General features: G+C 59.4%; 11 protein-coding genes. 5 read left to right on the top strand and 6 right to left on the bottom strand.

The window, feature by feature from the left end; translation table 11 throughout:
• The 4 genes from ACYVHC_RS02630 to ACYVHC_RS02615 form a co-directional block, all read right to left on the bottom strand.
• Entirely contained in the window at positions 1–1,140 is a 1,140-nt protein-coding gene (locus ACYVHC_RS02630) for a formylglycine-generating enzyme family protein (protein ID WP_460612107.1), read from the bottom strand.
• 17 nt (positions 1,141–1,157) lie between these two features.
• Positions 1,158–2,537, bottom strand: a complete 1,380-nt coding sequence (locus ACYVHC_RS02625; protein WP_460612106.1) for a 4Fe-4S binding protein — start codon at positions 2,535–2,537, stop codon at positions 1,158–1,160.
• Between the two features lie 89 nt (positions 2,538–2,626).
• Positions 2,627–2,857, bottom strand: a complete 231-nt coding sequence (locus ACYVHC_RS02620; protein WP_460612105.1) for a hypothetical protein — start codon at positions 2,855–2,857, stop codon at positions 2,627–2,629.
• Between the two features lie 56 nt (positions 2,858–2,913).
• Positions 2,914–4,257 (bottom strand): NAD(P)/FAD-dependent oxidoreductase, encoded by a 1,344-nt coding sequence (locus tag ACYVHC_RS02615; protein ID WP_460612104.1) that lies wholly within the window; start codon positions 4,255–4,257, stop codon positions 2,914–2,916.
• A 139-nt stretch (positions 4,258–4,396) separates the two neighbouring features.
• On the opposite strand from ACYVHC_RS02615, the gene ACYVHC_RS02610 reads away from it, so the two are divergent.
• Complete coding sequence (locus ACYVHC_RS02610) at positions 4,397–4,801, top strand: hypothetical protein (RefSeq protein ID WP_460612103.1); 405 nt, start codon at positions 4,397–4,399, stop codon at positions 4,799–4,801.
• Positions 4,802–5,096: 295 nt separating this feature from the next.
• The gene (locus tag ACYVHC_RS02605; protein ID WP_460612102.1) at positions 5,097–5,828 is read left to right on the top strand and encodes a carboxypeptidase-like regulatory domain-containing protein; all 732 of its coding nucleotides are present in this window, start codon (positions 5,097–5,099) and stop codon (positions 5,826–5,828) included.
• An 82-nt stretch (positions 5,829–5,910) separates the two neighbouring features.
• Here ACYVHC_RS02605 and ACYVHC_RS02600 read toward each other — a convergent pair whose 3' ends face one another.
• The gene (locus ACYVHC_RS02600; RefSeq protein WP_460612101.1) at positions 5,911–7,410 is read right to left on the bottom strand and encodes an APC family permease; all 1,500 of its coding nucleotides are present in this window, start codon (positions 7,408–7,410) and stop codon (positions 5,911–5,913) included.
• A gap of 130 nt (positions 7,411–7,540) precedes the next feature.
• Between ACYVHC_RS02600 and ACYVHC_RS02595 the strand changes: the two genes are divergently transcribed.
• The gene (locus ACYVHC_RS02595; protein ID WP_460612100.1) at positions 7,541–10,279 is read left to right on the top strand and encodes a hypothetical protein; all 2,739 of its coding nucleotides are present in this window, start codon (positions 7,541–7,543) and stop codon (positions 10,277–10,279) included.
• Between the two features lie 74 nt (positions 10,280–10,353).
• Here ACYVHC_RS02595 and corA read toward each other — a convergent pair whose 3' ends face one another.
• Positions 10,354–11,565 carry a magnesium and cobalt transport protein CorA gene (corA, locus tag ACYVHC_RS02590; protein ID WP_460612099.1) on the bottom strand — a complete coding sequence of 404 codons (1,212 nt, stop codon included), beginning with the start codon at positions 11,563–11,565 and terminating at the stop codon, positions 10,354–10,356.
• Between the two features lie 216 nt (positions 11,566–11,781).
• Here corA and ACYVHC_RS02585 point away from each other — a divergent pair, with 216 nt between their 5' ends.
• Positions 11,782–12,795, top strand: a complete 1,014-nt coding sequence (locus ACYVHC_RS02585) for a hypothetical protein (RefSeq protein WP_460612098.1) — start codon at positions 11,782–11,784, stop codon at positions 12,793–12,795.
• A gap of 127 nt (positions 12,796–12,922) precedes the next feature.
• Complete coding sequence (locus ACYVHC_RS02580; protein ID WP_460612097.1) at positions 12,923–14,218, top strand: MATE family efflux transporter; 1,296 nt, start codon at positions 12,923–12,925, stop codon at positions 14,216–14,218.
• The last annotated feature ends 3 nt before the right edge of the window (positions 14,219–14,221 follow it).

Here is a 14,221-nt window from a genome sequence, read left to right as displayed (position 1 = left end):
CTACTTCCGATTGGGGTACGATACTTCACTCACGCACCGAAAGCCAATAGTAGGCGCTGGGCCGCTGTAAGTGCCGCGCGCTTTAATGGTACAGGCTTCCAGCGAATCAAGGTAGCTGCCGCCTTTTGTGACTCCGGGCTCTTGCACCATTTCCGCAGCGTTGCCGAGTTGATGAAAGAGGCCAAACGGAGAGGCCGCATAGGAATAAACATAAACGGGAGTGGGCGCTGCAAGGAAGTAAGGAGCGGTTAAGTCTCGGTGCTGAATAGTAGGAAGTAGCGGTTTTCTACGATTAAATACCTGAATATCCTTTTTAATCTGCTGCACCGACTCAGGGCTCCGAGACCGGGTTTTTAAGTATAAGGCCGCGTTAGGATTCACCTGAACATTCTGTTCCAAGCATGTAGTGCCAAAGGGCTGTCCCGAAACCGCACCGGCTGCATATTCCCATTCGGCCTCAGTAGGAAGCCGGTAAGTCACGCGCACATAATCGGTGGCCAAGGTATCTGGTAATGTATTGGCGCGGTTGGGCTGGCCTTGCCAATAGGCAGTAGTAACTTGGTTGCTTCGCCACTTGCAGTATGCCTGCACCTGCTCGTAGCTGATGCCAACCACCGGGTAAAAATGATAGAAGGGATTAAGGAAGTAGTCCGGTACTGGTAAGGCCGATTTGCTGGGCCACATTTGTGCTGCTAGCGCTGCTTTTCCCTCAAATTCTAACCGACGAATGAACTGTTGCCAGGCTAGGTTGCTTACTTCTGCCTCATCTGGCCGAAACGCCACGCCTGCCAGCAGTACATTGCCTGGGGCGAGCAACGTATTACTAGGCAAGGCTTTAGCGCTAGCCTGTAAACGGGCTAGGGTATCCTTGGTAGTAAACCGACATGCAGCCATTTTAACTACCTGAAAGTCAGGTAGACCTTTGTAGGCGCGCTGGAGAGGGCCTTCTATATCAATGGGGCCCGGTGGAAGGGGTTGCAACTCTTCATCGGGCCAAGCGGTAAGTCCTTGGCCAATAATAGCTAAGCCCGTGTCGGGGCTATAGCGGCCTGGCATGTTACTGGAGGGCGACACTGCTACGCAGCTCACTACTAACCCAGTGATCAGCAATGAGAAGGTATAGGAAAGCAAAATTCGCATAAGCGAAAACTACGGGTTTAACTTAAAATCCGTAGGCTTTCGGCCGAAATAAGCTGCGAGCCTTGGTAGCGGCCGTCCTGCGGGCCGTTTTCGAGGTTGAGTACGCCTCGGGGGCAGACGGTGCTGCACACGCCGCAGCCCACGCACGCCGCCCGAATGATGGGCTCGCCGCGCTGCGCATATTGCTTTACATCAATACCCATTTCGCAGGCGTTAGAGCAGTTACCACAGGAAATGCACTGGCCGCCATTGGTAGTAATCCGGAAGCGAGAAAAGTGCTTTTGCAGCAGGCCTAGGTAGGCTGCCATGGGGCACCCAAAGCGGCACCACACCCGGTTACCTAGCAGGGGGTAGAAGCCCACGCCAATCACTCCCGAAAAAACGGAGCCAATAGCAAAGCCATAAAAGCGCGAAAGGGGCTCGGTAATGGGTTGCAGAAACGGCGCCGCACCCGAAGCTCCCAGCCACAGCAGCGCCGTGAGCAGCACAATAAACACCAAAATGGGGTAGATAAGCCGAACTTCCCAGCGCCAAGCGTTGCGGCTTTTATCGGAAAGATGCCGGTAAGGGTCGCCGGCAGTTTCGGCCAGGCCGCCGCAGCCGCACACCCACGAGCAGTACCAGCGCTTGCCGTAGAAGTAAGTGAGTATCGGCGTGGCCACAAACGACATGACCGCGCCCCAGAACACCATGAACACGCCCAGCCCAGGTCCGCCATCTTTCAGCAAATAGCTGACGGTGCCCGGAAACAGATAATCGTATTTCAGGGGCCAGAAGTAGCTGAAGTAGTATTCGGGTTTTTGCAGGGCTAGTAGTAAGCCGGGCAGCAGAAAGGCAAACCCCAGCTGGAAAAACATCACCGATACCGTTCGGATGCGGTGGTAAGGGGAGTGGCGGTATTTCCAGAGGGCGCGGCCGCCCATTACTAGCACAGCCAGCGTGTAGAAGGTGCCGTAGAGAAACCACTGGTCGGAGGGGCGGTGGCGCAGGGCGTGGCTGGCGGGGTCGAGGGCGTGTACTAGCTGGTTGAGTGGGCCGAAGTTGCCCTGGCCATCGTCGGAGCTAAACCAGTACAGCACCACATAAAACCCCGTGAGTACTACCGCCGTCAGCCAGGCCAGCGCGCCACGGCCGGTGCTGGAACGTAGCCACAGGTTATCCTGGCGCACTCCGGCGGGCTGTCGGCCAAACTTGAACGCGGCCCAGCCCAGGGTTCCGGCACTGAGCAACCCTAGGGCCGCGTAAAAGCACAACCGGGCCCGCACGGCATCGGCATCAAACGCCACAGGTAGCAACAGCAGCAACCCCAGGCCCACCAGGGTCAGGAGCAGCTTTTCAGCGGCTGATACCGGAGTAAGCGGCGCCGCTTCCGATGGAGCAAGAGTACGAGTCAGCATACAGTAGCGAGAGCAGGAAAGGGCAGAGAGGTAAGCCAAGCAGAACGAATTCCGGCAATAGCCTACGGCGGTTGGGCAGGTTGAGAAGCCTAGTGATGGTGGTGCTGGTGCGGATCCTGGGGCTTGCCAAACAGGTTCAGCAACGAGCCGAAAATGTAGAGGCCCAGCCAGCACAGGTACAGCCAGTTGTAGCCCTCGGGCTGAGGCTGTTTCAGCAGACTGATAATTAGTTGCGCGGCCCCACTCATGACAGCGCCCACTAGGGCTATGTACTGAAAGCTGTTGAGGGCGCTGGGCCGATAAAGTTTAGAAAAATCCATGCGGAGCAAGAAATAGAAAAGCCTAGGCCGAAAGATACACCAAACCCAACGGGCGGTCAGGAGTTCAGGGCGCGGAAAGAAAACAACCCTTTGCGGCGACGCAACACTACCTGGTGCTGCGGAAACTGCTGGTTGAAGGCTACCACAATAGCCGCTTCGTAGGTTCGGAAAAACTCGGGGTCGAAGTTGGCGGCGCCCAGCTGAGCCAGCACGGTGGTTACGGGTGTTTGGGCGCGCAACCACTGGTCCCATACGTCGTGGCGCTGACGCAGGCCCAAGGCATTCATGCCCGTTACGGCCAGGCTAGCATCGGCCTTAAAGTTCAGGCGCAATAGGTGCTGGCCGTTGGGGTGTTGCCAGCAGAATGTGTGTTCACCCGTAGGCAGTTGCGGCGGCACGCGGCCATAGGTCTGGAATTCGAGGTCGAAAAACTTAGCCGAGTTGTACCAGGGGCCGCGCTGGTAGGGGGTAGGCTGCCCGCAGATGGTGTGTGCCACCGTTTCGCCTTGGTGGCGGCCGGTGTACCAGAGCTGCTCCACGGCTGCTTCGCCTGCCGGCAGAAAGCGGTGCTGGGCACAGTCGCCGGCGGCGAACACATCCGGCTGGTTGGTTTGCAGCAACTCATCTACCAGAATGCCCCGGTCGGTTTCCACGCCGCCCGTGCGCGCTAGGGTCACATTCGGCTCAACCCCCACGGAAAGCCCCACCCACTGACACGCCATTTCCTGGCCCGCAGTGGTACGTATGGCCCGCACGCGGCCGGCCGCATCCGGCAGTATTTCAGCTAGCTCAGTAGTATAGTGCACCTGGATATGATGCGCCCGCAACTGCCGATGCACGAGCGCGGCTTCCTCGGGCGGCAGCACCGAGCCCCAGTAATGCGTGTCGCGCACCAGTAGCGTAACTTCTATGCCTTTGGCGCTCAGCATCTCGGCCAGCTCCACACCAATCAGGCCACCACCTACTACCACCGCCTGCCGCACGCCATGGGTTTCGCGCGTCATCCGTTCCAGATCAGGCAGCGTTACTAGGCCCTGCACCCCGGCCAAGTCCTGCCCTGGCCAGGCGGCGCGCCGGCCCACGGAGCCCGTGGCTAGCAGCAGCTTGTCGTACAGGATACTAGCCCCCGTACTGAGCTGAACCGTCTTTTGCTCCGGCACAAAGCTAGTGGCCGTGGCGTGCACCAGCTCCAGGCGGTTTTCTTGCCAGAACCAGTCTTCGTAGGGCTTGATATCCTGGAGGCGCATGTGGCCTAGGTACACGTACATCAGGGCGGGCCGGGAGATATGGTGCGGGCTTTCCTCCGATACCAGCGTAATGCGGGCTTCGGGGTGCAGACGCCGGGCCGTGAGGGCGCACGTAACGCCCGTGATGCCGTTGCCGATGATGACCAGATGCATGAAAGCAGAATTATAAAAAGCGGGTAGCTCGCCAAAGCTACGCCGTAAGTCCGGAAGTGGTTCTGGCTGGCTCAGAACTCCAACCTCGGGTAGCAGCAGCCGTACAGGTATAGTATCCACCACTTAAACTGACCCTTGCATGATAACGCCGCAAAACGAAGTCGATAACGATAATGAAAACCAGAACCTGGCGGAAAATACCGCGAACGTAACTCCTTATAACGAAGAGCAGGAAAAGGAGAAAGAGTTTAAAAAGATGATGAGCAACGGCAAGGAAGCCAACGACCCGACGGCGTTTCGCCACACCGGGGCCCGCGGCTACACCCAGCGCTCCGACCAGAAAGACCAGCTCGAGAACCTGCACATTAATGGAGCCGAAGGCGTGCCGCAGGGTGGCAACGAGCACCACGAAGCAGGCGAGCAGGCTAGCGGCCCCGGCTTCGAAACCGAAGGCAGCTATGAGCTGGACCACAAGCTCCGGACCCGTGACCAGGAGTTCGGCGAATCGGCCCCGAGCGGGCCGGCTACCCCAGTGCAGGAGTAAGCCCCGGCCAGCCAGTAGCATACCCCAGCTTACCGCAAACGCCCGTTAGGTTCCAGTAATGGGAACTTGACGGGCGTTTGGTTGCAGAATGTACCTGAAAAAGTGCATTAGAATGCCTAATTGGCAAGAAAACAAATTCCAGAAAGAAGAAATTGAAATTAGGTTAGTGGCAGATTTTGCTTTTATCTTTAAGGGCCGATGCTGTTTTTGTGGCCTTTTAAACTCCAGTTGAAGGTGCTTTGGCAGGTTTCGGTGGTGCAATTCCCACTCTGCTCTTTTTTTAATCAAACCCGGTATGGATGCCAACACTACTACCCCTATTGAAGACCAAGATCAAGCAGCTCAGGAGCTAATCAGCGAGGAAGAAGAGCTTTCCTCCGGCAACAGCCGCCTGGCCCTTATTGTCGGCGCTATTTTGGCGTTGGTTATCCTGGGCTACGTGCTGCTGCCCGCCCAAACTACTCGCCGTATTGCTAACGCTATGCCCATTATGGAGCTGGGCGAAGCTACCGTAACGGGCACCCGCATTAAGGAGGAGGCGCCGAAAGAAGCGGCCGCTGACCAGGAGGAAGACGAGGACAAAACCACCCAAGACGACAAAGAGAAGCTCTCGGCAGCTGCCAAGGCCGCAGCGGCGAAGGCGGCAGCGGCTAAGAGCCCAACCGGTGGGCCCGCTGCTGCTCCTGCCAATGAGCAGCAGGAAGCCGTGGCTGCGCCCGTGGCCGTAGAGGCAGTACCCGAGGCTCCGGCCGCCGTGGAAGCCGCGCCCGCCAACGTAACCGTTTCGGGCCGCATCCTGGACGAAAACGGCCGTCCGCTGGCCGGCGCTACGGTTATGCTGAAAGGCTCGCGCAAAGCAACCGGCACTGATGCCAACGGCAACTACAGCCTCGAGCTACCCGCCGGCGACAACACGCTGGTGTATGGCTACGGCGGCTACGAAGACCAAGAACTGCGCACCCGTAACGTGCATACGCAAAACGTAACCCTGGTTCCGCGCGAAGGCGCCAAGCGTCGTCGTCGCTAGGTCTGGTTAAGCCACAAACCCTAAAAAAACCCGCTGAAATAGTTTCAGCGGGGTTTTTTAGGGTTTGTGGTGTTTTTATGCCCTAGTCGGGAGCATTATCAGCGAAGCGCTTGCGGAATAGGAAGTAGACCGGCACGCCCAGGGCAACTAGCAGCAGCCCACGCCGCGAAAACTCTGCTGTGTCGGGAGCTACCAGCAGGATAATACAGAACGCTGAAGCCAACAGTACATAAATACCTGGTAGCACAGGGTACCCCCAGGCCCGGTACGGGCGCGGCGCCTCAGGGCGGGTGCGCCGCAGTACAAAAATGCCAATGATGGTAATGACGTAAAACAGGATTACCGAGAACATAACGTAGTTCAGCAGCTGGCCATATGAGCCCGAAAGGCACAGCAGGCTGGCCCATAAGCACTGCGCCCACAACGCCCGGCTGGGTACACCAGCGGCATTTAGGCGCGCAAGGCCTCGGAAAAACAACCCGTCCTTCGCCATAGCATAATAAGCGCGGGCGCCGGAAAGAATGATGCCGTTATTCGCCCCAAAGGTGCTCAGCATAATCAGCACGGCCAGCACAATGGCGCCAGCGGGCCCGAGCACGTGTTCGGCCACGGCGGTTGCTACCCTATCATCGGTGGCATACATGATGCCCCGGCCCGCTAGGGTAGTAGCATCGGGTGAGCCAGCGAGCGGCAGCACCAGCAGGTACACAATGTTGGAGAGGATGTACAGGGCCGTTACGATGGCCGTGCCTAGGGCCATACTGCGCACCAAGGTCCGCTCGGGGTTTACAATTTCTTCTCCGGCAAACCCAATGTTGTTCCAGGAGTCAGAGGAAAACAAGGAGCCCGTCATGGCCATACCAATGGCTACTACCAGCCCCGACATGCTCAGGGGCATCGGAGAAAAGGACATGCCAGGGGCGGGGTGGCGCACCGCCGTCCACATATCCTGGAAGTTGGCCTGCACCGCCTCGGCATTCAGGCCCAGGGTAAGGCCGCCCAGAATAAGCAAGGCCAGCGCCACCAGCTTCGTGGAGCCCAGCACGTTCTGGATCAACTTACCGGCCCGCACGCCCCTGGCGTTGATGGCCGTGATGCCGATGATGAGGATAATGGCCAGCAGTTGCACGCTGCTGAACTCAAAGGTGTAGCTGCCGATGCCGGGCAAGGAGATAGGCTCTGCCTTGAAGAGCACGTTCTTCACGCTGAACCACGGCATGAGTACGCCGGTAAACTTGGCAAATGCTACGGCTACGGCAGCAATAACCCCCGTCTGGATGACCAGAAACAACGACCAGCCATAGAGGAAGGCCACTAGTTTGTTATAGGCCTCGCGCAGATACACGTACTGGCCGCCTACTTTCGGGAACATGGAAGCCAGTTCGCCGTAACTGATGGCCCCCGCCATGGTAATCACGCCGGTCAGCAGCCACACCACCAGCAGCCAGCCACTGGAGCCAACCTGCCGCGCAATGTCGGCGGAAACGATAAAAATGCCGGAGCCAATCATGCTCCCCGTCACAATCATGACGGCATCAAACAGCGTAATGGCCCGCTGAAATTGGCCTTGTTTCTCAGACATACAGGAAGAGTAGGAAGTGTTTCAGGCCGGAAGATAGAAAACTGGCTTCCAAACCTGGGCTTTACCGTACAGCTACTTCGTCTACTCCCGCCCGAATCCCTATTTTTGCCCGCCCACCTTTGGTTTCTGCATGTCGCAACGAGTACTGGTATTCTTAACGGGTCTGTTGCTACTAACTGCCCTGGGCTCGTATGTGTACTACCGCCGCACCGTGGCGCGCGTGCCCGTTGACCCCTGGTCGTTGGTTCCGGATAATGCCGTGCTGGTGGCCGTCACGCGCGACCATACCACGCTGGTACGGCACCTGAAGGAAACCCAGCTCTGGGACAACCTCACGGCCGTACGCTACTTCCAGCAAGTTGAGGACAACCTCGTCATGGCCGATAGCCTCACGGGCGGGCGCAACGTGGTGCTGCGTTTCCTAGGCCGAAAGCGGGTCTTAACCTCCCTGCACGTGATGGGGCCCGGCCGGTTTGATGTGCTGTTTCAGGTACCTATTGGCAGTGTACGCGAATACCGGCAAGTGCGCAGCCTGCTGGAGGGGCTGGGCCGAAGCGGCAGCTTTCAGGTAACCACCCGCGAGTTTCTGGACCAGGTACTTACCGAGGTACGGCCCCGGGAAGGCGGTGAAGGCGTTACCATACTCAACTACCGCAATCATTTGCTGCTGAGTGCCAGCCCCACGTTGGTAGAGGCCGTGGTTAGGCGTCTGCAAACTCCCGACGCGCCCACCGTGGCCGCTGAGTTTCAGAACACCGACTACTTTAAGCTGCGCGATGTAGATGCCACGTTGCTGCTGAACCAGCGCCGGCTACCTCACTTGCTAGGGGTGTTTTTCCGGCAAGAGCTAGGTTCCGAAATGACCTCCATTGCCAGCTTGGCCCGCAACGAAATGACGGAAATGCGGCTGGCCGGCAACAAAGTAGCCTTCACGGGCTTCGCTAACCCCGAAACCACCCGCGACGGCCTGCACCAACGCCTGGTTGGGCAGCCCGCCCAACGCCTGCATATGGCCGAGGTGTTGCCCCTGCGTACGGCCCTAGTGGTGCACCTGGGCCTTGGCAAAGCCGCCGTGCTGCGCGGCCCCCGGCCCGCACCCACCCCTGCCGACTCGCTAGCGCCGGCTGTGCAGCCACTGCTCGATAGCCTCACGGCACAACTTAGCCAGGAGGTAGCATTATGCTATCTGGCTACGTCCTCGGCGCGGGTGCGCCCCGGCAAGCTGGCCATTGCCTACACCGCTACCCCGGCCCAGCTAAGCATTCTGTTGGGGCAGCTGCGGCGCCTAGTAGGAGAGAGCCCATCGTTTGTGCGGGTGGGGCCTTACCAGATATACAAGGCTGGTGTGCAAGAGCTGCCGCAGCAACTGCTGGGGCCTATGTTTAAAGGGTTTGCCCAGCCCGTGGTAGCGCAGGTAGGAAACTACGTGGCCTTTGGCGATGACGAAGCTGCGCTGCGCCAGTGGCTGACCGATGTAGCCGCCGGCGAGGTCTGGACCCGCTCCCCAACGCAGGTAGCCTTTCTGCAGGAAACCCAGCCGCTGGCCCGCCTGAGCGTGCTCATGGACACCCGCAACTGCTGGAACCTGCTGTTGCGTGGCTTACAGGAAGAGCGCCGGGCCGGGTTGCTACGCAATGAATCCTTGTTTAAGCGCTTTCCTCAGATCTCTTTGCAGTGGGTGCCCGCCGCCAACGAGCAGGAGCCCGATGCGCAGTACTTCACGCAGTTTGTGCTGCGGCATCCGGCGGTAGGGCCCGCCGTAGCCCGCCCCCAGAATCCGAACGGTACGGGCAGCGTGCTGGATTTTAAACTGCCCCTCAACAGCTCGCCGGAGCTGGTAACGGTAGCGGGCGCCAAGCTGCCCGGCGTGCTGGTGCAGGATACGGCCCAGGTGCTGCACTACGTAACCCCCGACAACGTAGTAGCCTGGTCTGATACGCTGCCCGGGCCGGTGGTGAGCTCTCCGTACCGCATGCCGGGCGCAACAGGCTTTCTGCTGGCTACCCCCAACCAACTATTTCAATACAACAACAGCGGGCAGGTGCAGCCAAATTTCCCGCTGAACCTGCCAGATACGGTGCGGGCTACGTCCTTGAGCGTATCGCCGGCCAGCGGCAAAAGTCCGCAGCGGCTGCTGGTGGCGGGTGCCAGCGGCAACCTGTTCCTTTACGATACGCGGGGGCGGGCATACCCCGGCTGGCAGCCCAAGCAAATGGAGTTCCGGCTGGCCTCGCCGCCCCAGTACCTTACCATTGATGGCCGCGACGTGGTAGTGGTGTTGCTTGAGAATGGCTACATCTATGCCCTCGACCAAAGCGGCAGCACCTACCCTGGCTTCCCGATTAGTGTAGGGGCGCGGCTAGCCGGTGGGGTGCTGGTAGAGGCCGGCACTACCTTGCGCCGCACGCGCCTCACGGTGGTCAGTCAGCACGGCGAGCGGGTCAGCTTTACCCTGAGCGGCGATATTGTAGCTCGCAGCCGGGTAGCCACCTGGAGCCGTACTTCGGTATTTCGGCTTATTCCAGATCAGCAGCAGCGTAGCTACGTAGTGGTGCGCGAAGAAGGCGGGCGACTAGCCCTATTTAGCGCCTCGGGTCGGCAAGTGCTCAGCCAGACGTTCGTGACCTCGGCGCCGCGGTCGGTGCAATTTTTCAGCTTTGGCGCCGGGCGGGAGGTATATGCTCTCACCGAAATTGGGCCGGGCAAGGCATACCTCTACGATGCCCGCGCACGACTCATTGGGGGCCAGCCCTTCGATAGCACGGTACCCCAGGTTGGGCTCACCCACGACCCTAGTACGAATGTGTATCACCTTTTCCGGGTAGTGGCCAACGAGCTCCGCCGCACCGATGTACGCTTGGAGCAGTAGCTGAAAAGCCCAAGGCGGTTCGCGGAATTTACTACCCTAGTAAAACCTGCAAACCGCCTCGGGCTTTTGTCTTTTTAGCGCCTGGAAAGCCAGCCTTTTCGGTAAAAGTACGTGAGCTGCACTATCACAATAAGTGTCAGGACGCCCAGCAGAACCGGATAACCCCACGGACTGTACAGCTCCGGCATGTTGAGGGGGTTGATGCGTCCGTCGGGGGTTTCGCGCTGGAAGTTCATGCCATAGAGGCCCACCACAAAGCTGAGCGGAATAAAAATGCTGCTGATAATGGTCAGGACTTTCATGACCTCGTTGGCGCGGTTGCTCTGGTCCGACATGTAGAGGTCGACGAGGCTGCTCACGGTTTCCCGGTAGCTTTCGGCCAGGTCGAGGGCCTGAATGGCGTGGTCGTAGCAGTCCTGAAAAAACACCTTGATTTCCTCGGGCACTTCCTCCTCCGACATCCGAAGCAGCTCCGCAATCTTTTCCCGCTCCGGATACACGAGCCGCCGAAAACGAACAATATCCTTCTTGATGCGCAGAATCTGGCTGAGCACGCGCCGGTCGGGGCGGCCATGAAAGATGCTTTCCTCCAGCGTTTCCAAGTAGTCGCCGATGGCGGCCATGGTGGGGTAGTAGTGGTCGAGCACTACATCGGTGAGGGCGTAGGCCAGGTACAGCGGCACTCGCCGCCGGATGGAGCTGCGGCCCGAGCGTAACCGCGCCCGCACCGATTCTAGGCAGTCTTCGTAGTCATCCTGAAACGTGAGCACGTAGTTGTCGCCGGTGAAAATAGACAGCTGGTCGTCGTCAATATCGAGGCGAGGGGTAAACTCGGTCATGCGCGAGACCAGAAACAGGCCGTGCGTGGTTTCCTCCACCTTGGCCCGCTGGTAATCACCCAGCACGTCTTCCATTTGCAACGGATGAATTTCAAAGTCATCCTGAATGCGCTGCATCATGGCCAGGTCGTCGTAGCCCCGGATGTCAATCCAGTGTTTCAGCTCCGGGTGTTGTCGGAAAAAGGCCAGCAGCTCATCGTAGCTGGCATATTGGCGCTCTTCAAAAAACGTCTCGCTATAGGAAATCAGAACCAGGCGGGGCGGAAGCGAGTCCTCCCGGATAACTAAGGTGCCGGGGCGCTGGCCTACCTGCTGTTCCCGGGCCTGGCGCGTGGCGTCATGGTCAGCAACACCGCGCCCATGCAGCGGCCCTTCCTCGTCATCGTCAGGAGGGAAGGGTACGAAGGGCGCCTGGGGCGGAGCAGAAGAGGTGGAAGGGGGAGTCATGGGTAGAAAGCGGTAACCAAACAGATGAGGCAGTTTACGGGATTCAGCTTAAAAAGCGTTGTGCCGGGCCTGGTAAATTACGAGGGTAGCGGTAATGCCTGGGGTGGATGCGCGTCCGGTACCTAGCTTGCCTAGGGTAGCAGGGGCCGTAAACCTAGGCGGCCACGCTGGAAATAGTGGTACTTTCGTGCTCCTCTTCGCATAATTGCCCTGCTGTTGTTACCTCCCGCCGATGCTGCCGCTGTTGTGCCGCTACCAGGCCCGAACCCAGCCCACCTCTACGGAGTACGGCTCCTGACGGGCCTGGCGCAGCTGCCCGTCCGGCCCCTAGCATATACCCCTTGGCTATACCTCATGCCGGCTCATTTGGCCCGACAGCAGAGCCCCGGCGAGCGGCTGCATTTCTTTCTGGAAGATGAGGAAGCGAACCTTACGCTGGCACAGCTGCACGTATTTCTGAGTGCCGATGGCCAGCTTGGCCGAAGCCCCTGGCAAGCACCGTTCGGGGCCATTCAGGCGGCGTCGCAGGTATCGGCTGAGGTGTTGACGAGGTTTCTGCAGGAAGTTGAGCGTCAGCTAGCTGCTCGGGGCGTACGCCGCCTCACGTTGCGCCCCCACGCCTTTGCTTACGACGCGCCCGCCAGTGCCAGGCTTACGCAGGTGCTGCAGCGGTTGGGCTATGAGGTGGTACTGGCCGAAATAAACAACCACTTGCCGTTGCAACGCGACTTTGCGCAGCACCTGCACCCCTCAGAACGTCGGCGGCTGAAAAAGTGCGAACGACATGGCCTGCGGTTTGAGCAGGAGCCACCCCTACTTCTGCCTCTGGCCTACGAGTTTTTGCAGCGGTGCCGGGCTGAAAAAGGGCAGGACCTTTCGCTGCCACTGGAGCGGCTACAAGAGCTGTTTCGGGAGTTTCCTGATAACCATTTCCTGTTTTCGGTGCGCGATGCACAGGGTGAGTGGGCCGCCCTCACGGTTGCCATTCGGGTGAACGAGGAGGTGCTGTATAATTTCTACCCGGCTAGTCCGCTGGCTTACAATGCGTTTAGCCCGGTGGTGCTGCTGAATGCTGGGCTTCATGCCTTTGGGCAGGCTAGCAACATGCGCCTGCTCGACCTAGGAACCTCTACGCTGCCCGAGGGCCTCAACCAGCCGCTGCTGCAGTTTAAGCGCCATTTAGGTGGGGTGCCCAGCCTGAAGCTCACGTTTGAAAAGCAGCTGCGATAATATGCACTCGGTTTGAGCCTTTGTACGGCCTAGAGTGTAGGCAGCTGATTGAAGCAGGAGAGGTTTGAGCTGGCAGAAGGGCTAGTGCGGTCAGCGCGGCGTTGGTGCCTGTGCTATCTTGCAGCTCATGGCCGTTCCTGTTGCTCCATCTACTTCTCAGCCTGAAACCCGCGCGGCCGTACTAGGGCGCTTCCTGCGCGGATCGGTAGGCTCCGGAGTGGCAGTAGGAGCGCGCGCGGCCGGTGCGCTACTACTGAACAAGCTACTGGCCGTGTACGGCGGCCCGGGCGGACTCACGCTGCTGGCGCACTTCCAGAACCTGATGGCTTTGTTTACCACGCTGCCCAACGACGGGATTCATGTGGGCGTGGTGAAATACCTGGCGCCGCTACGGCCGGGCTCGGGCCGGTACCGTGCCTGGTTGGGGGCGGGGTTGGTGCTGAATGCCGGGGCTTTGCTGCTGGGTGCGCTGGCCTTGCTGCTGCTGCCAGGTCCATTGGTAGGCGTATTCCAGATGAACTTCGCGTGGACCTTGGGCCTTTTGCTGGGGCTAGTGCTGCTTACCGGGCATGCGTTTGTGGTATCGGTGTTGCTGGCGGCTGGGCGGCTGCAGGCGTATGTAGGACTTACGGTGCTGCTGAGTTTGCTGGGCCCGGCTGCAGTAGCGATGGTACTGGCCGGTAAGGCCTCCATCCCGATAGCGCTGCTAGCCTACCTGTTGGCCCAAGGCCTTACGCTGGGGCCGGCCTTGGTAGTGGCGGGCCGGGCCAAGCTGTTGCCCCCCTTGCGGGGCCGCGTAAGCCGTCAGACTGTGCGCACGCTCGGCCGGTTTCTGCTGATGGCTTTGAGCGTACTGCTTTTCGGAAAATCTATTGATTTCAGCTTGCGCGAAGTGCTTATCCGGCAACTCGGACTGGCGCAAACCGACCTCTGGCAGGCCGTGGCCAAGCTTTCTGATAACTACACCATGGTGTTTTCGGCGGTAATGGGCAGCGTGTACTACCCCCGGTTGGCCGCGCTAAGCACCCAGCCGGCCTTGCAGCGCCAGCTGGTGCGCACCGTGCTCAGTGCCCTAGCGGCTATCCTGGCCGTGGGGCTGGGCGCGCTGTGGCTGGTGCGGAGCTGGCTGCTGCCACTGCTGTTTGATGAGCGCTTTGCCAAAGCCGGCTTCCTGTTGGCACCCCAGTTGCTCGGCGATTGGGCCAAATTCCTGACCTGGACGCTGCTGTTTCTGATGATGGCGCAGGCTAAGGTGGGCCGATATGTGGCAGTGCAGGCAGGCTCGGCGGTGCTGTATGCTGCGCTGCTGGCGGTGTTGCTGCCCCGCTACGGCTTGCTAGGTGCACCCCTGGCGCATGCGGCCCGGTTTGGGGTGCTGCTGGTAGCTAGCGCTGTTTATTTTCGCGGATATCTGCGCCCCTGATGC

The organism is Hymenobacter seoulensis, assembly GCF_054780535.1.
Note: the sequence above shows the minus strand (reverse complement) of the source record. Positions and strands in the feature narration are given on the sequence as shown.

Excerpts from the sequence above, each read along its gene's own strand:
- ACYVHC_RS02630 (WP_460612107.1), bottom strand. The coding sequence starts at position 1,140 with ATGCGAATTTTGCTTTCCTATACCTTCTCATTGCTGATCACTGGGTTA.
- ACYVHC_RS02625 (WP_460612106.1), bottom strand. The coding sequence starts at position 2,537 with ATGCTGACTCGTACTCTTGCTCCATCGGAAGCGGCGCCGCTTACTCCG.
- ACYVHC_RS02620 (WP_460612105.1), bottom strand. The coding sequence starts at position 2,857 with ATGGATTTTTCTAAACTTTATCGGCCCAGCGCCCTCAACAGCTTTCAG.
- ACYVHC_RS02615 (WP_460612104.1), bottom strand. The coding sequence starts at position 4,257 with ATGCATCTGGTCATCATCGGCAACGGCATCACGGGCGTTACGTGCGCC.
- ACYVHC_RS02610 (WP_460612103.1), top strand. The coding sequence starts at position 4,397 with ATGATAACGCCGCAAAACGAAGTCGATAACGATAATGAAAACCAGAAC.
- ACYVHC_RS02605 (WP_460612102.1), top strand. The coding sequence starts at position 5,097 with ATGGATGCCAACACTACTACCCCTATTGAAGACCAAGATCAAGCAGCT.
- ACYVHC_RS02600 (WP_460612101.1), bottom strand. The coding sequence starts at position 7,410 with ATGTCTGAGAAACAAGGCCAATTTCAGCGGGCCATTACGCTGTTTGAT.
- ACYVHC_RS02595 (WP_460612100.1), top strand. The coding sequence starts at position 7,541 with ATGTCGCAACGAGTACTGGTATTCTTAACGGGTCTGTTGCTACTAACT.
- corA (WP_460612099.1), bottom strand. The coding sequence starts at position 11,565 with ATGACTCCCCCTTCCACCTCTTCTGCTCCGCCCCAGGCGCCCTTCGTA.
- ACYVHC_RS02580 (WP_460612097.1), top strand. The coding sequence starts at position 12,923 with ATGGCCGTTCCTGTTGCTCCATCTACTTCTCAGCCTGAAACCCGCGCG.